The following is a 26,486-nucleotide window of genomic DNA, read 5'->3' as shown; positions in this document are numbered from 1 at the left end:
ATCCGTCAGTGGTGGTATTTCGTATGGCGGTGCGGTGTCACTTTGATGCGCCGCACAAGGATAATTACCGCGCAAGTCGGCAATACCATTCAAACGTTGATACAACGAACAGCAAGGTGGATCGGGTGGCGGCGCCTGCGGGCCATAATTGTCCTGATTTCAGTCAGTGGTGCACTGCTTATGGGAGGGCTCATCGCGTATAGGAATGCGAATCCACCATTCCCGTTACCGCGTTCCACTGACAATTCTGGTGGCATCCTAATCTATTCCGACTCCCCCAATTCGCATCTGAGAATCAATGCATGCTTCAGACCGGACGGACACTTCCAGCTCTCAGCGGAGGAAACTGATATACTTCGGAATGGAAGCTATCTTGCGGTATTTTCAGGTTCTGGCGGAGTGGACGAAGCGACAGTCGCTAAGTGGCCCGCGCTCAGAAAGAGGGACAGACAGCGTATCGCGATTCCAATGATTCCACCGAATTCTTATATACACGCCTTTCAGCTATCGGAGTCGTCGTCAGCTAGGTTGGACGAGAAGGCGGCAGTTGTACTCAACGACGCGTTCGTCAGTACTGAAGCGCGTAGCTATCAGTATCACATGAGCGGTTACTCGGGCGAGCGCAGTGAAGTGGTGGTACGTGCCGGCGAGTTGGGTCGTGCTAACGGCTCTGGCATTCCGCCTGTGCCGATCTCGGGCAGGCTTGCAGCACGTCTGCAGGAAACTTCCGGCTCGTTGACGATCGGCGGACTTCCTATGGTGGGCGGCGCGCCCAACAATTTTACGATACGGGTTTTCCGTTCATATTCTCCTGTCGAAGTTGAATCGGTAGTAATCTCCGGTCAACCTGAAACTAAGTGGTATCCACCCTCTGCCGTCGACGTTTCGATTGTTTTTGAATCTGAACAAGAAGACTGTCGCTCCGGTGTATTATCGTCTCGCAAGCAGCTAGACGGTGCGGTCCCGGAGACGGTTGGACCGTCGCAGTTATCTTGGCTGAGCACGAGCCGCGTATCTCCGACTTGGACTATCACAGACTTGAGCGATAAGCGTGGCGAGTCGAATATCCTCTTCGTGTCCGGATTGATGCTTGGAGCGGCATTCGCTTTCGCTGGCGCAGCGATCGAGCGAGCGCTGCAAGGGTACGATTAATTCAATTTGCATTCCGCCCGATCTGGTCGACGATTTTCGAAACGCGCTGCGCCTGGATCTCGACGAACGCGTGCCCCCATTCATCCCGAGCTCGTTACCGCGCTCGACACGACAAGGTGACCGCACCGTCGGCGTGAGGTTCCCCCAAAACCGTAGAGACATCGATAATGAGGAGCACGATGTCTGAGAACCCGCCGGCGGCGACGCCTGTCGCAGGAGGCGATCGACGACATGGCCCTCGTCCTGGCGGTCCTGATTCTCGTTGGCGGTCCTGGTGGGCCGTGGCTATTGGCCTGCCGAGGAATCAGAGGGGTGATAGCAGGCCCGACAGTGGGGAGCTGGGCAGCAGTGGTCTGCGGTGTCGTTCTCGTGCTGATCTTCGTGGCCATCTTGTGGTGGATCATCACCGCCGCTGACGATCCTGGGTAACCGCTACGAAGTGCTGGCACGGCACACCACCTCAGCGTTGGCGGCACTGGCGTGGCGTCACCGATCCACTGGGATTACGTAAAGCTGAGGTCGTGCCCGTGGGAGCTGAGACCCAGTGACGTGTATCTGGGAGCGCGACACCACCGAGCAGACCGGGATGTGCAGAACCAGTTCCGCGCCAGGTGTCACCGGGCTGGCTCGACGGCCGCTTCGGTGGGCTGTCTCAGATCGTTTGGCACTGCCGCGCCTGCAAGATAACCTTCGCCCACCGAGCCATGAGGAGGGAAGATGCTCGACGGCTACAGCGATGAGGACGACGCGCGAGGAGTCGCGGCGTGGTCTCGGCTGATGCACATCGGTGCTCACGAAGGGGACACCAGCACTCGCCCAGGGCTCGCCGAACTCGGCGTCGATGAAGTGCACCGCGTCTGCGTCCGCGCATGGAAGTACAGCCGCAACGACTTTGAACCGGATACGTTCGCAGAACTCAGACGCAGCCAATGGCGCGAAACGTGCGCGCTCGCGGGATCAATGGCCGAGTCGCTCATGCTCGGTAGTGCGGCCTACGTCGAGGCTGTATGGCACCAACGAGCCATTGGCGCCGATACAGAGCCCGCCGGTATGGCCCTCGCGCAGCGCTATCTCGCCGACGGTGCGATAGATAATGTCGTCAGCGTCGGGCACCGGCTCGCCAACTTCGTCGTGCGAGTGGCGAGGACCTCTCCTACTGCTCAAGCTGCCCTCGATAGAGTTGAGAAACTGCGCCCCCTGGGGCCTATATACGTCCCGTTCGCTACAGACGATCCCAGTGCCTGGCTGTCGCTCAACGGTGCGACAGTGACGCGCCTCAGGAACGTCCTCGATCCAAAGCTCCATACGGCCCCACTCGACGCACTCGATAGCCTTGTCGCATCGTCAGAGTGGGTTGTCGCAGTGGGCAACCGGGCGGAGAACTTCCACCGATGGCGCAAGGAACATGAGTACGTGACCGGAGTGGACGCCGAATCCGGCAACGCGCGAGACATCTACGACGCGACGAACCAACACATCGGTCGTGCTGTTGGCGGGCACGGGCGCCGGCATAAGATCAGCGACGGTCTGACAGCAAGAACCACAGATGCAGCCGGAGAAGGGCTCCGGCGAATTGCGCAAACGCTCGACATCATCCTGACCAACACCGTCGACCTCGTGCTCCCAACACAGCACGACGGTTTCACAGTCGAGATTGACGATCCCAACCGTATCGGCACGCGTCGTCGAACCCGGAGCACTTGATGCTTTGACACAGCCAAGGTGCGAATTCGGTGACGGAGATATCGAACAGTCCCAACTACCTGTCACTAGTCTCGCCTGGGTGTCATCCAACAGGCGGGCGATGAAGGCGGCCATGCCGGGCGCGGTGAAGCTGATCCGTCCGTGTTCGGGGGAGTACACGATGCCTTTGCGGATGAGTGCGGCCCGGAAGGGGCGTTATGGGGAATCGACAGCGACGCCGGCCGTCTTGGGGGACAGAAGCGCAAACACGGCGCCGTCGCGATCTGACACTGTCAGAGTCGAGCATCCTGCCTCTGCTCACCAGCGACTCGAGGAGCTTCCATGACCACCCACCATCCCTACGCCTACGTGTGCACTCGCTGTCAGCACCTCGCGTCCCGCCACTACCTCGCCACCGGGTCGACAGACACCGTCGCCGGGCCGTACCTGTGCTCACACCGAGACTTGCGCCTGCACCATCGACCAGACGGTGGCGCTGACCGGAATCCGCTGAACTGCTGAGCGAGCCGAGGCATAGTCTCAGCAGTTGACCGGAATCACCCAGGCGCGGTTCGAGCAGTCGTTCGCCCATCACCTCGACGAGTACACCGAGAAGCCTCGATGAGCGACATCCGGGAGGAACATCTGAATCGTTCCCTGACCCGCGGCGTCGTCTCGTCGTCGTCAGGCACCCAGCGCAGGACACCTTGCGACCCTCTCGGATGCTTGGTGCTGGTGGTGCTCGATATGTTCGGATGACGTCAAGCTTGGCTGTACCTCGCGACTTCGTGGCTTCGCCCAACCCGTCAAGCGACGCCTGCGTGACCGCAACGAAAAAGCTCGTTGTCCAGGCTGGACGTCCACGCCGGGCGTCGCGGGAGGGCTCGGTGTCGCGGCAGCGCGGATCGTGGTTGTTCGTCTTGGATCATCTTGCGAAGGGCTTCACCCCGACTGTGGCCTACGAGCTCGACGACATCAGCGAGGAACTCCGCGATCAGATCTGGCTGCTGTAGAACAGCGTTAAGTCTTATGTCCTGGGCAACTCACCGTTACCGTTTGGATTTTACTGAGATCGATTGAGCGACAACACCTCCCGACATTGTTCCTTCTCGAACTCGCGGGTCTGTGAACGACACGCCGGACACGCCGGAGTTCACGATCGCGCATAGGCTGCGACCTGCGAGTTTCACGAATGTTATTCACACACCCTTGTGATGCACCTAAATTGCCGGGTCGGTGGCATAGAGTTGTTGCCGGGTCTGGGACGGCTTTTGCCCGGATACCCACAAACGCCCCCATCGGGGGGTCACATGGACCGCCCGATGGGGGCGTTCGCGATGCACCGTCAGGTGCCTTCGACAAGTACGACAGTAGCATCGCAGCGATTGCCATTGCGGCATTTCCTTTCCTCGGGCGATTCACGCCGAGAAGTTGAGGAGAGTTTCGTTGTCCGTTGATAGTGTTTCGTGGTTCTCTGCTGCCCTCGATGCGGCTCCGCGAGAGTCGATTCCGTTGTTGATCATCACGGCCCTGGTGGTGGCCGGGGTGCCGTCGGCGTGGCTGCCGTGGGCAGGGGCGGTCCTGGTGATGGACGCGGGGCGCCGGCTGCTGCGTGATGCAGCGGGCTCGGATGACCCGCCCGGGGCTCACGCAGCGGGATGAGATCTCGTAGCCGCCCAGCGGTTGCGGAGTCCGCTGGGCGGCTACGAACGTCAGTCGAGGCCGATGAGGCCTGTCGATGAGGCGATGAATGGTGGCGTGCCGGCGGATATGGGTGCCGGCGATACCGAAGTCGAGGAGTTCGACTCTGCCTTCGGTGGTGGGTGCAGATCATCGGTTGCCCATCCCCGCGTGTCAGCACCCGCTCAACGGGCTTGTCCGGAAGGCCTGCGGCGATCCGCCGACCCGATACCTGGGGAGTACGTCAGGTCGGCGACTCTGCCCGATCAGCCGGGGAGTGCGTCGATGATCTTCATGGTTTCGACCGCGACCGTGGTGATCTTCGCGATGAGCTCGGCGATGTAGGTGGGGTTGTCGTGTTCGTCGCCCCAGTCGTTGGGGTCGTTGGTGATCTGGGCGGCCTTGTCGGTCTTGACTTGGTAGCGGTCGATGATCCAGCCGAGCGCTGATCGGGAGCCGAGCATGTAGCGGTCGGCGTCTTCAGGGATCCCGGAGATGGTGACCTTGGCGTTGTAGATGATCGTGGTCTTGTCGTCGATGTTCTTGCCGGTTGCGGGGTCTTTCTTCTTGGCCCACTTGATCTTCTGGACTCGCCACGTCTCGGGGTCCTGGGGGTCGACGCCCTGCTTGAGTTGGTAGTCCAGCTCGTACGGTTCGACGTCCTGATAGTCGGCGTGCAGATCAGCAAGTCTACGGCCGGCGACGGCGAAGGTGTCGAACTCCACGCGTGACTCGGGTGTTGGGATACGGGGCAGCATCTTTTTCAGATCTGCTCCGTACTTGCTGCGGTAAGACGGTGAATGCAGGAGGCCATATACGAAGTAGAAGATGTCGTCTCGGCGGATGTCATCACCGAGCGTCGAACTGTACAGGGAGTGGATGGTGTCGGTGATGTTGTCGGAGCGCCAGTAGCCCCACTCGTCCACACCTTCCAATGTGGCTGAGAAATCCAACATGCCGTCGCCGGGAGCGGGCTTGTCGTAGGTGTAACGAGGGAAGAACTGGCCCGTATCCAAGGTGTGAAGATTGGGAAGCAGCCGTGTGATGAACGGTGTGAACTCAAAATGCGACGCCGGGGCGGTCAGGACGATGCCAATGTTCTTGTGGTGTGGTGTCGGATAGAACTTGGGTAGCTGGGATCGTTCGTGGTTGAGGTAGGCGTCGAAGTAAACGTGCTCGCGGCTGAAGGGTCGATAGGTACCGTCGATGAACCCTGTACCGGACACCTTGATCACCCGGTCCCGAGCAGCATGTGCTCGCAGGCTTCGTGACCACTTGATTTTCGATTCGTCGGATGCGGCTGGTGAGTCTTTGAGGAATTCGGTGACCGTGGCCTCAGTGGGTTTGGTGATGTTCTGGCGTGCGCAGTAGGCCTTGAAGTGGTCGAGGATGGTGTTGTAGTTGGCGATCAGCCGTGTCACGGATTCTTCGAGCGCCTGCTGACTGTAGTTGTATACCCACGCATCTCGGTTGGTCTGTAGCCCTGCTGAAAATGTCTGAAAGACAACGGTTTGTCCGGGTTTGGGTTTCTTGTCACCGATGGCTGGGTAGGTGCTGTAGTTGCTGTCTCGTTGGTTGATCCAGTCTCCGGCGGTGTTCGGAGTAATGGTCACCCAGTCGATTCTGGGCAATGGATCGGCGTCGAGAATGCGGAGTTTGTCGTCTTGGCTGAGGTAGTCGCCGATGTCGCGGTAGTGGATGGCGGCGGGCCCAGTGTGTGAGGGGTTCTTGACACCGATGAAGATCGCGACGGTATTGCGGCTTCCGGCTCCGAAGATCTTGCCGCCTTCCTTGCGGCTGAGTTCTCCCGCGGTGCGTTGATTTCCGCGGAGGTTGTAGACGTAGATGGCGCTGTAGTCATCGGCGAGGGTGAGGCGCACGCCGTCGGCGGTGTTGCCATCGATCCATCCGCCGTTGGAGACGAAGGCGACAATGCCGTGGTCGCCGATGCGGTTGGTGGCCCATCGGTAGGCGCGGATGTAGGAATCGTAAAGGCTGTTCTTGTTGGTGGCGGTGGATCGGGCGGCGTAGGTGTTTTCGATGTGGCGGTCGAGGCTGGGGTACTTGACGTTCGCGTTGTTGTCGTTGGCGCTGTCTTGGCCGACGGAGTAGGGCGGGTTACCGATGATGACGTTGATGGGTGTCTGGAGCTGTCGGGTGATGCGGTCGTTGTTGGCGGGAAACATTTCCGCGTCCATCGAGTCGTCGGCTTCACTGATCTGGAAAGTGTCGGCGAGAACGATGCCAGGAAAAGGTTGGTAGTCGCCGGCGTCGGTCTTGCCAGCGAGGGGGTGGTAGGTGGATTCGATGTTGACCGCGGCCACATAGTAGGCGAGCAGCATGATCTCGTTGGCGTGCAACTCGTTTGCGTATTTGCGGGCCAGGTCGTGTGGATGCACCAGTCCGGTCTGCATGAGTCGCGTGATGAAGGTGCCGGTACCGGTGAATGGATCGAGGATGTGGACGTTCTCATCGGTCAGTCCGCGGCCGAAGTGTTCGCGAGAGACGGTGTCGGCGGCGTGCAGGATCCAGTCGACGACTTGGACAGGGGTGTAGACGATGCCGAGGGCGTCGGCTTGTTTCTTGAAGCCGATCTTGAAGAACTTCTCATAGAGTTCGGCGATGACCTGCTGTTTACCTTCGGCGCTGGTGACCTGTTCAGCGCGGAGGCGGACACTGTCGTAGAAGCCGGTGAGGTCGCGGGTTTCGGCCTCGAGTCCCGCGCTGCCGAGGGTGGCGATCATGGTTTCCATGACTCGCGAGACAGGGTTGTGTGAGGCGAAGTCGTGGCCGGCGAACAGGGCATCGAAGACGGGTTTGGTGATCAGGTGCTGGGCGAGCATGCTGATCGCATCGTCTTGCCCGATGGAGTCGTTGAGATTGTCACGCAGCCCTTGGAGGAACTTGCCGAACGCCTCCACAACTAGGGGATCTGCGTGGGTAAGGGTGGCGTTGATGCGTTGGATGAGGCGGGTGGCGATGTCGGCGACGTCTTCGGCCCATTGTTCCCAGTAGACGCGGGTGCCGACCTTGTCGACGATGCGCGCGAGGATCGCTTCCTGCCATTCCGACAGGGCGAAAAGCGCCATCTGCTGCGCCATGCTCACATCGGCGGCAACTCCGGATTCGCCGTCTCGGGTAAGTGATTCGTCGTGTGTGGGATCGGTGACCGGGCCGAGGTGGGCGCCGAGGAGTTTGGTGGTGCCTTTGCCCTTCTTCTCGTCGGTGGTGGAGTTCAGTGCGATGGAGTTGACCATGGCGTTGAAGCGGTCGTCGTGGGCGCGTAGGGCGTTGAGGACCTGCCAGACAACCTTGAAACGCTTGTTGTCGTTCAAGGCCGCTGAGGGGGAAACGCCGGCGGGGACGGCGACGGGGAGGATGATGTAGCCGTAGTCTTTGCCCTCGGCGCGGCGCATGACGCGGCCGACGGACTGGACGACGTCGACGATGGAGTTGCGGGGCTGCAGGAACAGGACGGCGTCGAGTGCGGGGACGTCGACGCCTTCGGAGAGGCAGCGGGCGTTGGTGAGGATGCGGCACTCGTCTTCGGGTACCGGGGCTTTGAGCCAGGAGAGGGCTTCGTTGCGTCGGAGCGCGTTGAAGGTGCCGTCGACGTGCTTGATGTCGCAGGTGAGGTCGCGGTTGGTGGTGTCGATCTGGTGGCCTTCGGTTTCGCTGTCGGTAAGGAGGTCCTGGTAGGACTCGACGACGGCGGGAAAGACGGTGGCGAGGTGTTTGGAGTCGGCGATGTCGCGGGCGAACGCCACCGCGCGCTGCATGGGCCGCTCGCCGGGGGTGAAGCCCTGCTCGCCGCCCGGGGTGGTGCCGGAGCGTTTGGCCAGGCCGTTCCAGCAGCCGATGATCTTCGAGGCGTCGTCGAGGTCGAGTTCGTTGAAGTCGCCGGCCAACTCTTTCTGCAGCCGTCCGCTCATCACTGATTCGTCGACGGTGAGCACCAGGACGCGGTAGTCGGTGAGTAGCCCTTGGTCGACGGCCTGTCCGAATGTGAGCCGGTGGAAGACCGGTCCGAACACCATCTCGTCGTCCATCGACGCCAGTTCGGCCGAGTGTTCGGCGGCGTGGGTTTTGGTGTCCTCGCTGTAGAGGCGTGGTGTGGCGGTCATGTACAGCCGGCGGTGGCCCTTGATGGTGTCGTTGTTGTGGACGAGGACGAAGTTCGAGGCGTCCTCACCGGCGAGGGTGACGCCGGTGGTGCGGTGGGCTTCGTCGCAGATGATCAGATCGAAGGGGTCGACCCCCAATTCTTGGGCCTTGGCGATCGCGGGGAGTGACTGGTAGGTGGTGAAGACCACCGTCAGTCCTTTGGCACGTTTGCGATGGGCGAGTTCGGCGGCCAGGGTGGCGCCGTCGGTGGTGACCGGGATCGCAAGGTCGTGGGCCGCGACGTCCTCGGCGGCCCGGGCCACCTTGGTATCCGAGCACACGCCGAACGCGCGCAGATCAAGTTGGGTTTGCGCGGTCCACTCCCGCAGTGTTTGCGACAGCAGCGAGATTGACGGAACGCAGAACAGGATGCGGGCCGAGCCGTGATTGTCCTCGACGGTGCGTTCAGCGATCTTGAGGGCGGTGAAGGTTTTTCCGGTTCCGCAGGCCATGATCATCTGGCCGCGGTCAAGACCGCGACCGAACTCGGCGAAGACGTCGTCGATCGCGGCCTGCTGGTGTGGTCGGGGTTCATGGCGCTTGGCTTCGGACAGATCGACCTGGAGTTCTCCTTGTGGCCAGGCGATGTCCCAGTCGATGGGGGACTCGGCGATCTCGGCCATCCCGATGCGCTGCACCGGGATGGTCTGCCCGTCGAGGGCGTCTTCGGCGTTACGTCCCCATTTGTCGGTGGTGGAGATGATGATCCGGTTGGTGAACGGCTTCTTGCCGGACGCGGTGAAGAACGAATCAATGTCGTCTTTGGCGAGGGTGGTCGTCGGTTCGTAGAACTTGCACTGGATCGCCGTCAACGCACCGGTGTCACGCGTGCGGGCTACCAGATCGATACCCGTGTCGGGTTTGCCGGCCCGGTCGGGCCAGTCGATCCACCGCCACACCTGGTCGTACTGCTGGGACATCGTCGGGTCGAGTTCGAAATAGCGCACCATCAGCTTCTCGAACTTCGTACCCCGCTCAGAGTTCGACGGGGCCTGACGGAACGCCTCGATCACCTGATGGATCGAACCCACATCGCCCTCCACCTCTCAACGAACAGCCGGCTTGTCGGAGCCTATCCAACGGCGACACAGCGACGCATGCCCGCGAGCTGTATCCGGACGAGCGACCGGTGCCGCCGGCGGAGTCGGTGCTCGTGCCGCTGGTTGCTAAATGGGCCCTAGACCTAGAGGCAGATGCTCGCCATCTTTCCATCTTGAGAGAACGGAACTCCCCAACGTGGTGCGAAGCGCGAGTTGGCAGGACTTGACTCGCAGTTCCACAGTCAGCTCGGCTGACCCGGTAGCCCAAGGGTCGCGCTCTTGTGCTACCGCGCTTGTCTTCCCGTAACACGCACGAGTGACGAAGCCATCTCGGACAGTCCCCAGTTACTCAGTTAATAGAGGCGAGCGCGTTGCCAGCTAAGGGGGCGGGACTGGCAAGCGTGTGGTGAGTAGGTGGCCAACGGTTCGGCGGGCTCTGGTTGTCCCGATGAGGCGCGCGACCATTGCTGAGGCCGTCCATTCCTGGGGGCTGAGCGAGCCGAGGCATAGTCTCAGCAGTTCAGCGGATTCCGGGTTTGCGAGTGCGGCGTCGACGAGGGGCGCGTCTCCTGCGTGTGTGGTGGTTATTGGCCAAAGATCCCCGCAGCGTGTACGGGTGAGCATGAGTGTCGATAGGTCGCTCATAGCTTCGTGAGCCGGGGCTGCATCTTGTGGTGCGACGGCTGCGCTGAGATCGTCGAGTGCAGGCCGAATGAGGTCGGCAACTGAGACTTGGCCTAGGTGGTCAGCTGTTGGTAGCCGGTATTGCCAGATATCGGCGGCGCGCTGGAGGTCTGCGTCGGTGTAGCTTCCCGGAATCCGGCTCGATCCGTATTGGCCGTAATGCATGAGGAGTCGTGCGATTCCCTGTCGTTCCCCGGTGGAGGCTTGCGCTTTGGCTATTGCGTTGCGTATGCGTTGGCTGTCAAGTTGGCGTCTGGACGCGGTGATCTCTAGTGCGTTGGCGAGCGTCTGGGGTTCTCGAGGTAAAGGGCCGTCGAGGCTACGCAGCGCGACGTCGATTAGGCGGGTTTGGTCGTTGGGCCTATCGGCGACCAAACCGTCCTCAAGGAGGTAAGCAGCGAGTTCGGGACCGGCTGGGCATAGCCAGGCTGGCCAGCTGGGTGTGTCGTCACAATGCTCGACGATGTCGATGAGCATCTCACGACGATGGCGACCGTCGGTGGCGAGTTTGCCGGCCGCGAAGAGCCACGCATTGCGCCAATGTGGGCTTAACGCTGCCGCCTCCAGGTTTGCGCGGATCTCGTTGTCGTCCCCATCGATCATGCGGCACCCGGCCATTAGCTCCTGCAGACTACGCACGTCGAACGAGACAGTGTCGTCTTCGTCTGCGGTGAGGAGAACGAGCCGCTGTGTGGCGACGTCGAAGATCTTCGCGGCGAACGAGGCCACGTCCGTGTCGTCGTGACCGGCGTCGCGCATGTACTGTCCGGCTAGCTGCGAAAGCTCATTGCGAGGCATCTTGGCAACGACCTCTTCGGTGGTCTCGCAGCGGGTTTGGAGTATCCCGCCGACGATTTGGTGCAGCTCGATGATTGCTGCTTTGCGGTCGCGAAAGAACGCTCTGTTGGTGGTGTTCTTGTTCGCCTCGCGTTTGAAGACGGTCTCGAAGTAGGTCCAGAAGAGTAGGTACCGGGTTGTGGGTAGCGCGCCGGAGCCGCCGAGGATGATGGTGAGGATCAGCACCTGTAACGGTGTTTTGAGTAGTCGTTCGATGGCGGGATTGGTGACGGCGTCGTCGAAGCGAGCAAGCACGTGAGTGCGGTGTGCTGCATCGTCATTGAGGCGCTGCGCGGTAATGTGGCGGGCGTACTGGATGGCCTCGGCGGTGGTGAAGTCGGCCAGGTCGATCTGGTCGAAGTGCTCAGGCAGGATTTGTTCGGTGTAGCCTGTGCGGCGGGTGGTGATGATCATCAACAGGTCAGCGTCGACAGTGTCGGCCCACTCGAGGAGGCTGCTGATTTCGTCGACGACGCGGTGGCGAAGCTGGGGCATGGTGACCTCGTCGAAGCCGTCGAAGATCAGCAGCGTCGGCCACGCCGCGATCCATCGGCTCAGAGAGGCTGGCTCTATTGTGAGCTCGGTGTTGTCGGTGACGAGGCTGGCGAGCCAACGCTTGATGTTAGGGCCTCCTGCAGGGCCCATCTCGTTGGCCATGGTGGCGAGGTCTACGCGGAGGGGCCATCGTGGATTCTTGGGTGCGGACACGTTGATGCGTTCGAGTGATCCTTCCGTACGGTTGACGAGTTCGATGACTCCCGCTTGATTCGCCTCGTGGCGGACGAATTGTGCCCGGTATACTTGGGTAATATACTGTACTGCTGTACTTTTGCCGTTTCCCGGTGCTCCGGTGATGACGAGGTGGCGTGGGTTAGGAGATTCCCATACCGATGGGCGGGTGATCTGGTCGGCCCGGAGGATCACGCGAGTGAGAAGGGACCGGAGTCGGCGGCCGTCGTGGCGGGCGGGGAGATCGACGATGGCGTCGTCGATGCGATGGCGTGTTTCGGGGGTGTCGCCGGCTTCATCAAATCGAAGCCATTGCTCTTGACGGATGGTGCTCTGGGCATGGTCGACAAGCAGCGGTGCAAGGTGTTCAGGCTCTATCAATCCGGGGAGTGCGGCCAACCGTGTGAGTAGGTCTCCGACTGTCAGCAGGGCTGGGAATGCGTCACGTATCGCGGTGTTGCCAGAAACGAAAGCATTGAGGGTGTCACGGTGCCACACGAAGACGTTGCGGAGTCCCTGGGTTCTGAGCGATGCTGTGGGCTTGCCGTCATCACCAATGCCGGTTTCATCAAGCCTGCCCGTGGCGTACCGCCCGATTTGATCGACTCCACCGGATTCGTCGACGGCCGACAATCGGGCGTTCGTCACGAACAGCAGGTTGTTCGGTAGGCGGCTCCGGGTCCCCGTGGCCCAAGCATCTAGTTCTTCGCGGATCTGCCCTTTCAGCCACACCAGGTCCTGATCAGGTGGGCCGACGCGCTCGCGCTGCTTGGCCTGTACCACGGTGTACCCGGTCCACCGCTCATTCGGCCCAGCAGCACCGTCTGCGATTTCTGGCCACTCGATGACCCCGGTGTAAGTGGCTTCCCGCCCGCCGTCCTTGCCAGAGCCATAGACGTTGACCTCAGGCCCGATCAGTGAGGTGGCCAGGGCGACCGCCAGCTGCTCAAAAGCACGCGGCGCCAACTCTTCGAACGCCCAGTCGCTCGCCATGAAGAAAAACGTACCGCGTCACAGCTCTTGACCCCGCCGCAACGCGCGCTGGTAATAGGCATTGAGTTCGATCGATTTGGTCGTCCCTTGAAATCGGAGAGATGACCACGCTGGGCCTCGAGCAGCTGGGCCCGTAGCTGCGGTGAGGCATTCGTCGCGCAGCCAGTTGTTGAATGGCCGCAACATCGTCACTGAACTTAGAAGGATCTCTTCGGGTTGAACACGACAGGACTGCGATTCAGCAGGATCGTCGATAGTTTGTCAGAGCGCAGCGCTTGCATTCATCTAATGAATAGACGTGCGCGGATACCCCCGTCGGGCCACGGCATTTCCAAGGCACGTCTCGGTCCCGGCGGACGACCACACTCGGATCCAACGGCAGGAACCGCCAGATGACCTGTTCAACAGGTAAATACACCGCAGTGAGAAACGTCACTGTGACGAATATCGAACCTAGTAGACGCGCTGAAGTGCGGGAACCGGACGGACACCCAATCGCCGCGTACGGGTGCATCGGCGCGTAGATCCCATTCATTAGATGAATGATCTCAACATGTCTGCACGTCATCGTTACGGCAGCCCGGCCATAAGGCGCCTCCGGCCAGTTCGGCGATGGACAATGATTGCTGGTCAGCGGGTTTTAGCACTCGTCTCGAGTATTCATCTGTTTTCGAACTCGATAGGTAACTACGCCGATAATAATGATTATGTAAAGTAGTGGTTTACTCACAATATAAATCATGGGCCCTGACAAAGTCGGGACGTGCCAGCACTGCCAGATGGTGCGGGTCCGGCGAGCGAGTCGAGAAGGTATACGCAAGAAACCAGTGTGTGATCCCCCGTTAGGATTACCCGGCTCGAAATCTGGCGGATCTGGGCCGGTATTACGGTGCGGGCGGCGCTCATCCAATAGGCGCTGTCTCCGCCTGGGCGGAAGCCGTTCGTTCGGGCAGCCCGTCTCTCGTCTTTTTCTGCGTGGGGGGCGGGGACCGTCGGGGCTGAGCTGGGTGCCTCACTCGACGACCGAGACACAGTGAACATGGGAACCGGGTCGGTTCGGCCCGTGGTGGAGCATCACCCGATGCCCAGCACGGGCAAGGCGCACTGCCCGCTGATCGGGCCGGCTCGGGGCGGAGTGGCCGTAGTACTCCGAGGACGGGAGAGCCGTCCACATGGGGAAGGGCCACAGCGAGGAACGCAGCACGGATATGGTCATGCCACAAGATGCGTCGGTGAATATCGGCGCCTGGACAGGCACGCCCGCTGAGGCGGCCGACCGGGTAGTGGGGATTCAAACCAAACTGCACCGATGGGCGACGGCCGATGCCGGTCGTCGCTTCGATGATCTGTTCAACCTGGTCTGCGACCCGGCGTTCCTGCTCACGGCATGGACGCGGGTGCGCACCAACACCGGGGCGCGCAGCGCGGGCATCGACAGGCGCGTGGCGTCGCAGATCGAAGCGCTGTCAGGCGGGGTCGAAGCGTTCCTGAACGACCTGCGTAAGCAGGTGAGATCAGGGACGTTCGCTCCGCTCCCGGTGCGGCGGGTGATGATCCCGAAAGCGAGTGGAAAGCTGCGCGCTCTGGGTATTCCCACGGTCGCTGACCGTGTGGTCCAGGCCGCACTCAAACTCGTGCTGGAACCCATTTTCGAGGCGGGGTTCTCGTCCTCGAGCTACGGGTTTCGGCCCGGCCGACGCGCTCACGACGCCATCGAGGACATCCGCATGCACGCCCATAACGGCTACGTGCGGGTGTTCGAAGGTGACATCCACGCGTGCTTCGACGAGATCTCGCACACCGCTCTGCTGGGCAGGGTGCGCGATCGGATCAAGGACAAACGGATCGTGGCGCTGGTGCGGTCGTTCCTGAAGGCCGGAGTCCTCGCGAGTGACGGGTTCGTCCGCGACACTCCCGCCGGAACACCGCAGGGCGGGATTCTGTCGCCACTGCTCGCCAATATCGCTTTGAGCGTGCTCGATGAGCATTTCGATGCGAAATGGGTCGCGCAGGGCGACACAGCCTCGGCACGATGGTGGCATCGCAAGAAGGGCGGGGCGTCCTATCGCCTCGTCCGCTATGCGGATGATTTCGTCGTGCTCGTCCATGGCACCGACTCGCATCTGCACGCCGTGCGTGACGAGATCGAGGACGTGCTGGCGACGATGGGGCTGCAGCTGGCAGTGGACAAGACACACACCGTCCATATCGACCAGGGTTTCGATTTCCTCGGGTTCCGCATCCAGCGGCATACCCAATGGGGAAGCAACCGGCGATACGTCTACTCCTACCCTTCGCACAAAGCGATGCTTTCAGTGAAGGCAAAGATCAAGGCGCTCACCAACAGACAGATCACCGAACGCGATCCGATGCTCGTGATCCTGGAATTGAACCGGGTCACGCGCGGCTGGGCGAACTACTTCCGTACTGGTGCATCCAAACGCGCATTCCGCGACATCGACCGCTATCTGTGGTGGCGGGCATGGCGCTGGCTCTGTGCGAAGCACCCACAACGGGGCGCCCACTGGATCAAGCGGACCTACTACGTGGACGACCCGTGGTGGCCGTCCGCGGAGGGATGGCTTCTTGATCATCCGGCACGTATCCGCATCCAGCGGCACGCGTACCGCGGTAATCAGATCCCCACCCCGTGGACCGCGTAGCGACTCCCGACGTTTCCTCGGGGAGAGCCTGGTGCCGGGAAACTGGCACGCCAGGTTCGGAGGAGCAGCCACGGGAAACGGACCCACCGCAAGGTGGACACCGCGCCCGTGGTCGACTCCCACCTGCTGACCGATGCGGCCGGGTTTCCGTTGCAGATCGAGGCATTCGAGGGCAACAAGGCCGAGTCCGCGACCATGATGCCCACCCTCCGAAAGTTCATGGACGCCCACCAACTGGAGGATGTCACCGTGGTCGCCGATGCGGGGATGATCTCGGCGGCCAACAAGGAAGCGATTGAAGCCGCCGGACTGTCGTTCATCCTCGGTGACAAGATCCCCACCATCCCGTACCTGATCAGCCAATGGCACACCGATCATCCCGGTCAGACCCCGCCGGATGGGCTGGTGCTGACCCAGCGGTGGCCGGCCAACGCCAAGACGCGGCATCGCCGCGATCAGGTCGTCTACTACGCCTACAGCGCCGACCGGGCCCGGCGCAGCCTGCGGGGGATCGACGAACAGATCGCGAAGGCCGAAAAGGCCGTGGACGGGAAGATCCCGGTCAAACGCAACCGGTTCGTCACCCTCAAAGGTGCCGACAAGAGTGTGAACCGGGAGTTGGAGGCCAAGGCCCGCACGTTGGCCGGGTGGAAAGCCTACGCCACCAATATCGGTTCTCCCACAGCGGAATTCGTGATCGGTACCTACCACAACCTGTGGAAGATCGAGCAGAGCTTCCGGATGTCCAAACACGACCTGGCCGCCCGCCCGATCTACCATCGGCTGCGCGACTCCATCGAGGCGCACCTGAGCATCGTCTTCGCCGCCCTCGCGATCACCCGGGTCATCGAGACCCGCACCGGTTGGTCGATCAGAAAGTTCGTCACCACCACCCGCCGCTACCGGGCCATCACCGTCAAGGCCGGCGAGCACACCATCAACGCCGCCGACCCGATCCCCGCCGATTTACAGGCCGCGATCACCGCGATCCGGGGTGGACACTAATTTGAGCCAAGTCGGGTACTACGGCGAGATGGAAATGCGGCGACTGGCCGCGCCAGCGTGGTCGGTGGAACGGTGCCTGCTGACCGGGTACTGGTTGGTGGCAGGGTACGGGCTGCGCGCCTGGCGGGCGTTCGTCGCGCTCACCGCCGTGATCGTGGTGGCCGGCTGGTGTTTCACCAATCACGCGTGGGCACGACTCACCACCACCGGCACACCCACGTCGGTGAACCTGCAGCCCGGTGCCATCATCTCGACCGCGCCGCCCCCGCAGGGGCTATCGCTTGCGCGGGCGTGGTTGTTCGCCGCGCAGGAAGCCGTCGCCCTGGTCCGGGCCAGCCGGCCTGTCCAGGGTCACCCTCACCGGGCCACCACCTCGTGGACTTCGCTGTCCGGGTCCTCGGACCCGTGCTGCTGGCGCTGATGGTGCTGGCGATCCGGAACCGCACCAAACGCATGACCTGGGATGAGCCGGGCGACCTGGTGTGGCGGCCGATATTCCTCACTTACGTCAACTCAGTCCCCTATGGCACAAGGGTATGACACCAACCCCGGAACCACGGACATCGATCATCGTAACCCTGTCGGATGACAAGCTAATTGAGACTTTGACATCTTAGATGAGACTCAGTGACATCAACATGAGACTCGACCTCTGGGGCTCCCCCGAAAAAGTGGACACGTTTAGCTTGATTGTTGGCTTGCCTGTTCGGCGATCTCGAAGTGGATAGGTGAGATCATTCCCAACGCCGTGTGTCTCCTGTCATGATTGTAGATTCGAATGTAATTGTCAAGTCCTGCAGTCAGATTCGCGATCGTATCGAAGGCGTGGCGCTTGTAGTATTCGTGCTTGACCGTCGACCACAGCGACTCCGCGCCGGCGTTGTCCCAGCACACCCCGGTCGCGCCCATAGAGCGTTTGAGGCCGTGCTTGGAGCACGCGGCAGCCATGTCGTGGCTGGTGAACTGGCTGCCTCGGTCGCTGTGCATCACGGTGCCGGCCACCGACCCGCCACGGGTGTGCACCGCGGCATCGACGGCGGCCACGACAAGCTCGGTGCGCATGTGGTCGGCGACCGCCCAGCCCAGGATTCGGCGCGAGTGCTCATCGCGGATCGCGCACAGGTACACATCACCTTCCCCGCAGGTCAAGTACGTGATGTCCGACGTCCAGACGGCGTTGATGCGGCCCTGGTCGAACTGGCGGCCCACCCGATCGGGCGGGAACGACGCGTTCGGATCGACCTGCGTGGTGGTCTTGAACGTGCGTGGGCTGATGCCCTCGATGCCCATCTCGGCCATGATCTTGGCCACGGTGTTCTCCGAGACCGCCACGCCTTCGGCGTGCAGGTCAGCGGTGATCCGCGGCGAGCCGTAGGTGCGTTGCGATGCCTTCCAGTGCGCGGCGATCTTGACCTCGAGATCCCGACGCCACAGCTGACGTGCCGTCGGTTCGGTGCGGCGTTGCCGAGTCGCCCAAGCATAGAACCCGGACCGTGAAACACCCAGCAACGCAGCCAGTTTCGAGATGTCGTGGTCGGCGCACTCCGCGGCGATGAGCTCGAACTTGCTCACCGATGTTGTTGCGCCGCAAAGTACGCCGATACTTTTTTCAGGAACGCGATGTCCCGATCCTTCTCGGCGAGCTCCGCACGCAGCCGGGTCAACTCCGCGCGCTCGCTGCCCGAGAGCTCGCCATCCGGCGGGGCGTCACGCACCTGGTCGATGACACCGTCACGAAGTCGTTCGGCACGAACCCATTTACCCAACAGGTTCTCATGCACGTTCAACTCACGTGCGATCTCAGTGATCGGCCGGCCGCCGTCGATCACCCGACGAGCAGCCTCCACCTTGAACTCAGGTGTGAACGACCGACGCGTCCTGGACATGGTGACATCCTTCCAGCAGGACCCCTCGCCCCGCTATCTCGGGTGTCCACTGAAACTGGGGAACCTCACTCCTCGGCCACCTGCGAAAACCGCCCGCGTCATCGAGGCCCGCACCGGCTGGTCGATCGAGAAATTCGTCACCACCGCCCGCCGCTACCGCACCGTCAGCATCCAGGCCGGCCAGCAAACCGCCACCGCCGCCGATCTAATCCCCGACGAACTCCAAGACGCACTCAACGCGATCCGCGATGATACGCACTAATTGACAAAAGTCAGGGTTTCATGGTTAGACCCGACGATGTTGCCTAGACTTAGTCGAGTGGGAAGTAATGTGGTTCCGGGGAATGTGCCGCGTAAACCATCTGAGCACTATGCCAACACTTTGTCGATGGGTTCACCGGCTCTCGCCCGTCTAGTTAGTGAACTCATCGACGGTCACCCCGCCCAGCCTGACTATGTTGAGCTGCACCTCCAGCCAATCTCGGAAAGTCCCATATATTCGCGGATCACTGCGCATGACGAGGACCCCAATGCAAAAGCAAGCTTTGTCGTCGACTTGTGGTCTCGGACAGACAACGGCAGCCTCGGCGAGTGGGACGGACGTGGAACGCCGTCCTTGCTGACCGATGTCCGCCAAAACGGGACATGGCAGCTCTTCAACTGCTGCGTCGCCGTACGGCCCTTTGACCGCGCCGACCTCTACGCCGGCAAGTACCCTGACCCCTGATGTGCGTCGGCGGTCACCCCGAGATGGAGCCACAGGCAAACGCCAGCCTGAACCAGCGGGCCGCTTCGGCGGGATTGTCTGCGTGGCGGGCAAGATTACCTAGCCGCCACATCACCCCGACATCCAACCGCGGTACGTCCGTCAGAAGCGCTTGAACATATTTCGCGCGGGCCTCGACCGGATCGGTGGACTCCAGCTGTTCTCCCATCAGCACCGTTAACCGCTGCTTCGGGTCTTTGTGAATCCCCAACTCCATGAGACGGCCCGACACATCGCCATGGACGTCGACGGCGCGGCCCGCCGCGACGGCCTCGCCAAGAATCTTGAACGCGTCCCGCACCGTGTCTTCAACGTCAGAGCCCTTCGTGCGCCAATCGTCAAGCTCGCTGTCCACGCTACCGTTTGCTTCGAAACTAGCAGCTACTCTCGGCCATGCCTGCGCCGATGCTCCAACCTCGTCCGTACCTGCAGCGTCCGTAGCCACATTCTCGCGATTGACATCCAAGACTGCCGTGCCGCCGTTGACCATCACGGAGCTGTCGTGGTCCGACTCGGCTATTGCTTGCGTCGCTGGTTGTGAAGCTCCGTTCCCATCCTCATCACCAGCACCAAGGCTGTCCGCGAACTTCATAGCGTCATCGATCGATGCTTGCGGGTTGCGTTGATGGTACTCAAGGATTGCCTCCGCCACGGCGCTGACAGCTACAGGGGTAGGTACTACCTCCGGGCGGGGTGCTCTTGCAGGTGTCAGCATTCCGTAGACGTGACCGTCCTTTTCGACGATACATGGCAGTCCAGCCTCCGCGGCCGCAATCTGACGAGACAAGCCTTCGCGAGAAAAGTTGCTGGCGCTGAGGGTGGCTAGATCCAGATTCGGCGACGAACGTAGCGCCGCGACGTCCCCGGGAACAAGTGCGTACGGGCGGAACGCGGCCACGATCTGTCCATATTTGGAAACATAGATGACCCTGCCGACCTCAAGGGCCCCAAATATAGCTGTAGCCTGCGCTTTCAGTGCTGAGACTGGCAGGACCGCTGGCAGGACCGTGTATCCCTGTTTGGTAGCAGACATGCTTGGGCCTTCCTGTTGCTCCGTGCTTTCGTGGGCGGGGAGTTCATCGATTGCCCTCGCTGCAACCGCTGGCTAGCTATTCTACCGACAAGTGTCGGTAACAACAAGGTGGTTGCGCTGTGCCCATGCCGAAAGAAGCCGAAACGGCCAAGTGGCTCATGACCTTCGTTCCCATCACAATCATCATCACGCTTGTGCTAGCCGTTGCTAGTCAAGGCAGCGCGATCCAGACTGTGGGGGTCACAACTTGGATCTGTGAGCACCTGCTAGCGACCATTGGACTGATCTGCACCCTGCTCGCGGTTGGGGTGATCGTCTTTTTGTGCCGCAACGTACTCTTAGCGGAGGCCGACAAATGGTCCGACCTGAAAAGCCAAGCTGGATGGTTCTCGGATGCATTCAGCAAGCATGCCGTCGGACTCCCGCTGTTCCCCGCGTCAGACGACTTCACGCGGGCAGAGGCAAAGGCAGCAAGCGACGCCACCGCCGCGGAGTATAACGCTCTCACAACCACCACTCAGCGGATCATTGAGCTGTCTGAGGCGGAAAATACCCGGAAGGAATTCCGCAAGTTCAGCATCGGTTACATTATCTGTCTCCTAGTGATCATCATAGGTCTGGTTGTCTCTTTTGTCTCTATTGCCACAGCGCCAACCAGCCCAGAAGAGATCACCAAGCCAACCTCGGTCACCATCCATATGCCCCACATGCCACCGACGGCTGAAGATCAAAAAAAGTTCACCGCCAACACTGGATGTACCGTCCTCGGCGAGACCACCGCGATCGCGGTGGGCGGGTTCTGGGACCACCCGAAGCTGCGACTGATCGGACCGGGTTGCACAACTAGTGACTGGACACCACCCGACGATCTCGGGATCGTCATCGTGCCCAAGTAGCGCTCAGCTCCCGGGCGGAGTCCGGTGGAGACTTCAATCTCGCACGGCATCACGTCGGATCATCCGTCCAGGAGGCTGCGCGTGGAGGTAGCGAAGGTACGACGTGAGCTCGTGAAACCTCAACTCTTTGCTGTTCGCAGTGGATACCTTCGCGATATTCCGTTCCCCAATACCCGTCCGTACGACTCGCGCTGCCGCTCGATCGTCCGGCGACGGAGGAATGGCCATCGAAGAAATCGTTGAAGTGACCCGACTTCGACGGCAAGGTCCTGTCCAGCTACGAAACCGTGCACTTCGGCATCGGCGACACCACCTACGAGTTCGACACGACACCGCAGCGCGCCGCATTCCGCACCGACCTGCTGACCTACCTCGAGGTGTCCCGGTCAGTCCCCTACAGCCACGCGACACCACCGAAGACCACTCGAGTCCCGGCCGCCGGCAGTGGACCGACCTCCACCGAACAGAAACGTGCGATACGGGACTGGGCACGCACCAACGGATTCCGCGTCAGCGACCGAGGTTGCATTCCCGGCGACATCGTCGAGGCATTCGAAGCCGCCCACAACTCAGCCTGACACCGACGGATCATGGCCATGCCAGCAGACGCCCGATAATGACCCGTTACGTCAACTGAAAGGAGTGTCTCAGTAACGCACCGACATCGCGAGTTACACAGGATGATTATGGACATGAGTTTCGAGACGCCCAACGCGCAAGAGGAGCGTTGCACAATCAATGTGTCCTGAAAACGGTCGTATTCGAGACACGTCATAGCATCGGCCACTCTCGCTACCCCACGGGTCGAGGGATGAAGGCTTTGGACCGACTCAACTCAGACTGGTGTTCATCGGGATGAGAAGGTCTGAGGTAGGCAAGCTACAGGTGAGTCACAGCAGGAGCGTGCCAAGCGAGAGATGAGCGACCCCCCTGTCCCCGCAAAACACCAATCCCATTCCAGTGGCAGCAATGACCGGCTCGAGGGCTGTGACAGAGCCTCCTGTAACCAAGGAGACCAAGCAAATGCCCAGATCCGGGTCCCATATCGATATCTTGCCGTCGTCGACCTGGCTGGCGGTGGCCAGCAGGGTCCGCCCATCTGGCATCGGTAGCGCAGCGATCGCCAACCCCGGGCTCGTCGTGAGGGTATGCACAAGCTCGCCCGTCTCCGCGTCCCATATAGAAATCCCGGGATAGCCGGCGATGGCCAGCAACATTCGCCCACCTGAGGTGGATACCGCCGCTAGATGCCTCGGTTGCGCTCCGGTCGTGATGGTTCGCACCTGCCGCCCGGTCTCGAGGTCCGCCACCGCCACCCCGTCTGTGTCGCCAATGACAAGCAGTGCGCGCCGATGCGGTGCGGAGATCACCGCCAACGCCTCCATCCCGCCTATTTCGATGTAGTGATCCCACACCTGCTGCCCCACCCCGGGATCCCATACTGACACACCGCCGCCCTGGCCAATAGCCAGCAGCATCTGCCCATCTGACGTGGGTACTGCCGCTAGATGCTTCGCTGGGCCTTTGGTCGTGATGGTTTGCACCCGCTGACCGGTCTCGGCGTCCCACACGGATACTCCATCGTGGTCGTTGGTGGTGGCCAGCAGCGCGCGCCCATCTGACGTGGGTACCGCAACCAATGTGTACCCATGTCTGGTCTTGAGGGTCCGCACCTGCCGACCAGTCTCGGCGTCCCATATCGAAACCCTGTGGTCGCGGCGGCCAACGGCCAGTATCGATCGGCCGGCTAACGTGGGCATTGCAGCCAACGCCGTTGCGCTACTGACGCCGTCGAATTCCGCTGCAGGTGCAGTGGACTTGGTATCCCATATCGATACTTTGCCGCCGCCAGTGGCCAGCAAGGCTCGGCCATCTGAAGTCGCCATCGCCGCCAATGCCGAGGTATGCTGGCCGGCCGGAAGAGTGCTGCATAGCCGCCCGGTCTCGGGGTCCCATACGGAAACTCCTTGGTTGGTGGGGGCGGCCAGGAGCGCTCGTCCCCCTGACATGGGAATTGCAGCTAGCGTTGTTGGCGGATGACCTTTGACCCTGAGGGTGCGCACCCGTTGACCGGTCTCGGCGTCCCAAATGGAGACCCCAGTTTCACTAGCGATGGCCAGGAGTACTCGCCCATCTGACGTGGGTACCGCGGCCAATGCCTTCACATAGTTTTCAGTTGTAAGACTTGGCCTTCTGTATAGGTCGAGGCTCGAGGCGAAACCGGACAAGGAGGCCATCAGCGGATGGGGTTCTTTCGTGGGGGTGGGCAGCAGTTTTCCGGTGTCAGGATCCCTTATCGACACGCCGCCGGAATGGCCGACGACCAGCAGCGTTCGCCCATCCGGCGCGGGGACTGCCGCCAGTGCCTCTATGAACAGCATCTGCCCCTCCGGCGCACCGACTCCTGCCAGCGCCCCGCTCAACCCTCCGAAGTCGATTCTGGTGTCGAATTCCCAAATCAGTTGTCCGGTTGCCGGATCCCACATCGATATCGCGCGATAGCTGGCGGTGGCCAGCAGTGTCCGCCCCTCTGACGTGGGTACCGCGACCGCCATCGAATGAGTTTCAGACTGTAGAGTGCGCACCCGCTGACTGGTCTCAGCGTCCCATATGGAAATGCCGTGGCGACCGCAGACAGCGGCCAGCAGTACCCGCCCATCCGGCGAACGTACGACCGCCATTGCTGACACGCCTTTGATCGGCATCGGATGACCGGTAGGAGTTCCGGATTGCGGGTCCCACATGCGAACAGCGTCAGAGCCACCAATGGCGAGGAGGACGCGCCCACTGCGAAGGGTGACCGTGCACAACACTGGCCGAGCAGTGGCCGCATCCAGTATGTTCCCACGGGGGAGACGCCAGTGTGCCCAGAGAGGTCGCAACGGCAGGCCCACGGCAATTTCGTGTGTCTCCAACTTTGCTGCCTCGCAGGCAAACACGTGGCTGATACGGCGCGTCATTGGGTCCGCGTCGTGCAGAAACGGCTCGACTCGCGCCCACACCGTGAGTGGCCCGTTCGCGAGCTCCGGTGGAGGCGGCAGTCCGAGCAGACCCCGCACGCGCGACCCCAACTCCCATGGCAGGAACTCCGGCGGTATGTGGTCGTCGTCGAGCACACCGCCCCGGGCGGCGTGCTCGACAAGGTACCGACGCACGTACGGATGCGGCGGAATCGCCCCCCCTAGACCAGAAAGTGCGACCGTGATGCGCCGGTGCACATGCACCGCATCCTCGCTTAGGCGCAAATGATCCGCCGCGAGGAACGCATCGGAGGCTGTCGCGAGCAGGGTTTCGGCTTCATCGCGGAGCGTCTCAGCAATGCGCTCGTGGCTGGGCCGATGCACCACGCGCCCGTCCTCAACATCCTGGGAAAGGTACCCACTCAGCCGACTGGCAAGAACGGCGGCGATAAGCGTGTCCACATCGAGGACCGCGCGGCCCAGGATGGCCTCGGCGACTGCGGCCCACACCTGTGACCACGACAACCCTCGCCCCAATCCGAACGCTGCCGCTCTCAACACCGCGAGGATCTCCATCACCGAACGGTCGGCCGCCGTGGCGACGTCTGCCAGATCGTCCCGAAACAGTGCTACCGTCCCCTCGGCGAGGGTGCCTAACCACGCCGGGTCGTGCAGGTCCTGGTGAGTACTGGCGGCGCGGAGTCGTTGCCCGGCCAGCCGGGCGTCGAGAAACGACGGCGCCACCCTTTTGGCCACCGTGGCTGCCGCCGCTGCGACCACCGCAGTGTCGGCGTGGGTGTACGGGCCTTCGCGCCGCAGCAGCGCCGTCACATATGCTTCGATATCGGTGGACACCGACGGTTCTTCGTCGGTGCGCTCCACCCGAACGGGCACCAAGTCCGTCGCGCGGCGGAGTTGGTCGAGCAACGCGTGCCCGATGTCCCCGGCCAAGGCCGCATCCGGCGTCGGCTTGGCGCTACGCAACCCGAGAACAAGCCGCACCAACGGCATCCTCGTGTGCGGGTGTCGCAGACTGATCAGAGGGGCGAGGACATCGGTGACGAGCCGATCTGGGTGCAGCGCCTCGTCCAGACCGTCGATTACCACGGTCCGCTCCACACCTGACGCCGTCACCAGCTCGCGTAGGATCTCCAGCGCTCGGTCCGTGCCGGCGCCCACGCTGCCACCGAGTGCGACGACCACGTCGGTGAGAATGTGGGTAGAACTCTTGCCGCGAGCCAGGATTGCCGCATTAATGGTGCCTGTTGGAGGTCTCGTGGCCGGATCGACACCGTCGACAATGTCGGGATGCGCCGTGACGAAGTCGGGATCAGACAGCGTGACTGCCCGGGCGAGTACTGCGGATTTTCCAGACCCAGCGACGCCGGTGATCACCAACACTTGGTCATCAGATCGCAGAAATGACATCACCGACGTATTCAGGTCCTTACGCCCCGCAAAGTGCCAAGCATCGTCGTCGGGTCCGACGCGGCCACTGGCCCTCGACACCCAGTAGTCATCCAGTTCCGAAGCCGTGACCGCAACCTGTTCGAGGGGCGATTCGACGAGCGCGATCTGACGCTGGTATCCCGGGTTCGGAAGACACTGGCTCTGCTCGAATAGACCCGGCAACCACACCCACAGCGGCTCTTCCAAGGCGCGACCACCGTCGGTACGGAGGACGGCGCCGATCTCGGTCACCAAATCCGCGAAGGTCAGGAACGGTTTGACGATCTGGGCAGGTCCGCGCAGGCGGTCGTGCACCAGGCTCATCAGCGTCGTGAACTCTCCGACCCGCGGGCTCTTGTCGAAGTCCGCGCTCGCCAGCACCCCCAAGGTCGACAGCTTACGACGAGCCTGGGGAAGATTCTTGCGCAGGACTGCCCATTCGGCATCCAAGGCGCCCGCCTGGCAGGAGTCAACGATGACCAGCACGTGTTCGGCATCGGTGCCCAACACCGCCTCGAGTAATGTCGACGTGCGGTAAGCGGTTGTGCCTATCTGTTGCTCATCAGTGTCGCCGAGCAACAGGAAATGCTGTCCACCTCGCCCCTCCCGGCCATGTCCTGTTACGTAAACAACCACCACATCCGCAGGGCCGAGGTGGCGAAGCCGAGTCTTTCGGACGAAATCGTCAATGTCGTCTCTCGTGACCGGGTTAACACCCTGAAGCTCGAATGCCCGTTCACCGAGGGCAGGATCGGTCAGCCACTTAACCAGTACCGATACTTGACTATCGATCCGCCCCGGAAACTCTTTGGACTCGTCCGGGTAATCCCGTGCGGCGATGGTCACCAGCTGGCGCCTAAGACCCC

14 protein-coding genes and 3 pseudogenes are annotated in these 26,486 nt (G+C 61.7%); 10 read left to right on the top strand and 7 right to left on the bottom strand.

Annotated features, from left to right (window positions below):
- Together GORHZ_RS31355 and GORHZ_RS00490 are read left to right on the top strand one after the other, a co-directional pair.
- The coding region (locus GORHZ_RS31355; protein ID WP_217998296.1) for a hypothetical protein at positions 1 to 1,152 on the top strand (1,152 nt) is incomplete at its 5' end.
- Between the two features lie 717 nt (positions 1,153 to 1,869).
- Positions 1,870 to 2,856, top strand: a complete 987-nt coding sequence (locus GORHZ_RS00490; protein WP_006329241.1) for a hypothetical protein — start codon at positions 1,870 to 1,872, stop codon at positions 2,854 to 2,856.
- A 111-nt stretch (positions 2,857 to 2,967) separates the two neighbouring features.
- On the opposite strand, the pseudogene GORHZ_RS32370 reads toward GORHZ_RS00490, so the two are convergent.
- Positions 2,968 to 3,036 (bottom strand): annotated as a pseudogene (locus GORHZ_RS32370) (DUF8462 domain-containing protein); the annotation flags it as partial.
- 620 nt (positions 3,037 to 3,656) lie between these two features.
- Between GORHZ_RS32370 and GORHZ_RS30670 the strand changes: the two are divergent.
- Positions 3,657 to 3,848 (top strand): hypothetical protein, encoded by a 192-nt coding sequence (locus GORHZ_RS30670; RefSeq protein WP_006329239.1) that lies wholly within the window; start codon positions 3,657 to 3,659, stop codon positions 3,846 to 3,848.
- A gap of 433 nt (positions 3,849 to 4,281) precedes the next feature.
- Positions 4,282 to 4,497 (top strand): hypothetical protein, encoded by a 216-nt coding sequence (locus GORHZ_RS30665; RefSeq protein WP_006329237.1) that lies wholly within the window; start codon positions 4,282 to 4,284, stop codon positions 4,495 to 4,497.
- 284 nt (positions 4,498 to 4,781) lie between these two features.
- Here the strand turns inward: GORHZ_RS30665 and GORHZ_RS00485 are convergent, their stop codons facing one another.
- Positions 4,782 to 9,710, bottom strand: coding sequence for a DEAD/DEAH box helicase (locus GORHZ_RS00485; protein ID WP_006329236.1), 4,929 nt, complete (start codon positions 9,708 to 9,710; stop codon positions 4,782 to 4,784).
- 387 nt (positions 9,711 to 10,097) lie between these two features.
- Positions 10,098 to 12,962: an NACHT domain-containing protein gene (locus GORHZ_RS00480; RefSeq protein ID WP_006329227.1), complete on the bottom strand. Its 2,865-nt coding sequence runs from the start codon at positions 12,960 to 12,962 to the stop codon at positions 10,098 to 10,100.
- A 1,214-nt stretch (positions 12,963 to 14,176) separates the two neighbouring features.
- Here GORHZ_RS00480 and ltrA point away from each other — a divergent pair.
- The 3 genes and pseudogenes from ltrA (at position 14,177) to GORHZ_RS00465 (ending at position 17,051) form a co-directional block, all read left to right on the top strand.
- Entirely contained in the window at positions 14,177 to 15,625 is a 1,449-nt protein-coding gene (gene ltrA, locus GORHZ_RS00475) for a group II intron reverse transcriptase/maturase (protein WP_157204996.1), read from the top strand.
- Between the two features lie 105 nt (positions 15,626 to 15,730).
- Positions 15,731 to 16,630, top strand: a pseudogene (locus GORHZ_RS00470) (IS1634 family transposase); the annotation flags it as partial.
- Between the two features lies 1 nt (position 16,631).
- Positions 16,632 to 17,051, top strand: coding sequence for a hypothetical protein (locus GORHZ_RS00465; RefSeq protein ID WP_085948683.1), 420 nt, complete (start codon positions 16,632 to 16,634; stop codon positions 17,049 to 17,051).
- A gap of 260 nt (positions 17,052 to 17,311) precedes the next feature.
- Here GORHZ_RS00465 and GORHZ_RS00460 read toward each other — a convergent pair whose 3' ends face one another.
- Positions 17,312 to 18,202, bottom strand: coding sequence for an IS3 family transposase (locus tag GORHZ_RS00460; protein WP_006329219.1), 891 nt, complete (start codon positions 18,200 to 18,202; stop codon positions 17,312 to 17,314).
- Positions 18,199 to 18,516 carry a transposase gene (locus GORHZ_RS00455; protein ID WP_006329218.1) on the bottom strand — a complete coding sequence of 106 codons (318 nt, stop codon included), beginning with the start codon at positions 18,514 to 18,516 and terminating at the stop codon, positions 18,199 to 18,201. Before GORHZ_RS00455 ends, GORHZ_RS00460 begins: the two co-directional genes overlap by 4 nt.
- A 94-nt stretch (positions 18,517 to 18,610) precedes the next feature.
- Between GORHZ_RS00455 and GORHZ_RS32335 the strand changes: the two are divergent.
- Positions 18,611 to 18,778 (top strand): annotated as a pseudogene (locus tag GORHZ_RS32335) (IS1634 family transposase); the annotation flags it as partial.
- 478 nt (positions 18,779 to 19,256) lie between these two features.
- On the opposite strand, the gene GORHZ_RS30655 reads toward GORHZ_RS32335, so the two are convergent.
- Positions 19,257 to 20,315: a hypothetical protein gene (locus GORHZ_RS30655; protein WP_006329214.1), complete on the bottom strand. Its 1,059-nt coding sequence runs from the start codon at positions 20,313 to 20,315 to the stop codon at positions 19,257 to 19,259.
- 125 nt (positions 20,316 to 20,440) lie between these two features.
- Here GORHZ_RS30655 and GORHZ_RS00440 point away from each other — a divergent pair, with 125 nt between their 5' ends.
- Together GORHZ_RS00440 and GORHZ_RS00435 are read left to right on the top strand one after the other, a co-directional pair.
- Entirely contained in the window at positions 20,441 to 21,211 is a 771-nt protein-coding gene (locus GORHZ_RS00440) for a hypothetical protein (RefSeq protein WP_006329213.1), read from the top strand.
- A 287-nt stretch (positions 21,212 to 21,498) separates the two neighbouring features.
- The gene (locus GORHZ_RS00435) at positions 21,499 to 21,789 is read left to right on the top strand and encodes an Lsr2 family DNA-binding protein (protein ID WP_006329208.1); all 291 of its coding nucleotides are present in this window, start codon (positions 21,499 to 21,501) and stop codon (positions 21,787 to 21,789) included.
- Between the two features lie 312 nt (positions 21,790 to 22,101).
- On the opposite strand, the gene GORHZ_RS29355 is transcribed toward GORHZ_RS00435, so the two are convergent.
- Positions 22,102 to 26,466, bottom strand: coding sequence for an outer membrane protein assembly factor BamB family protein (locus tag GORHZ_RS29355; RefSeq protein WP_006329203.1), 4,365 nt, complete (start codon positions 26,464 to 26,466; stop codon positions 22,102 to 22,104).
- Positions 26,467 to 26,486 lie beyond the last annotated feature (20 nt).

Source organism: Gordonia rhizosphera NBRC 16068, assembly GCF_000298195.1.
Taxonomy (GTDB): Bacteria; Actinomycetota; Actinomycetes; order Mycobacteriales; family Mycobacteriaceae; genus Gordonia; species Gordonia rhizosphera.
The sequence above is the reverse complement of the archived record's forward strand: the minus strand, read 5'-3'. Positions and strand labels throughout refer to the sequence as shown.

Bases quoted from the DNA above. Each gene is read 5' to 3' on its own strand.
- GORHZ_RS00490 (WP_006329241.1), top strand. From the start codon at position 1,870: ATGCTCGACGGCTACAGCGATGAGGACGACGCGCGAGGAGTCGCGGCG.
- GORHZ_RS00480 (WP_006329227.1), bottom strand. From the start codon at position 12,962: ATGGCGAGCGACTGGGCGTTCGAAGAGTTGGCGCCGCGTGCTTTTGAG.
- ltrA (WP_157204996.1), top strand. From the start codon at position 14,177: ATGCCACAAGATGCGTCGGTGAATATCGGCGCCTGGACAGGCACGCCC.
- GORHZ_RS00455 (WP_006329218.1), bottom strand. From the start codon at position 18,516: ATGTCCAGGACGCGTCGGTCGTTCACACCTGAGTTCAAGGTGGAGGCT.
- GORHZ_RS30655 (WP_006329214.1), bottom strand. From the start codon at position 20,315: ATGTCTGCTACCAAACAGGGATACACGGTCCTGCCAGCGGTCCTGCCA.
- GORHZ_RS00440 (WP_006329213.1), top strand. From the start codon at position 20,441: ATGCCGAAAGAAGCCGAAACGGCCAAGTGGCTCATGACCTTCGTTCCC.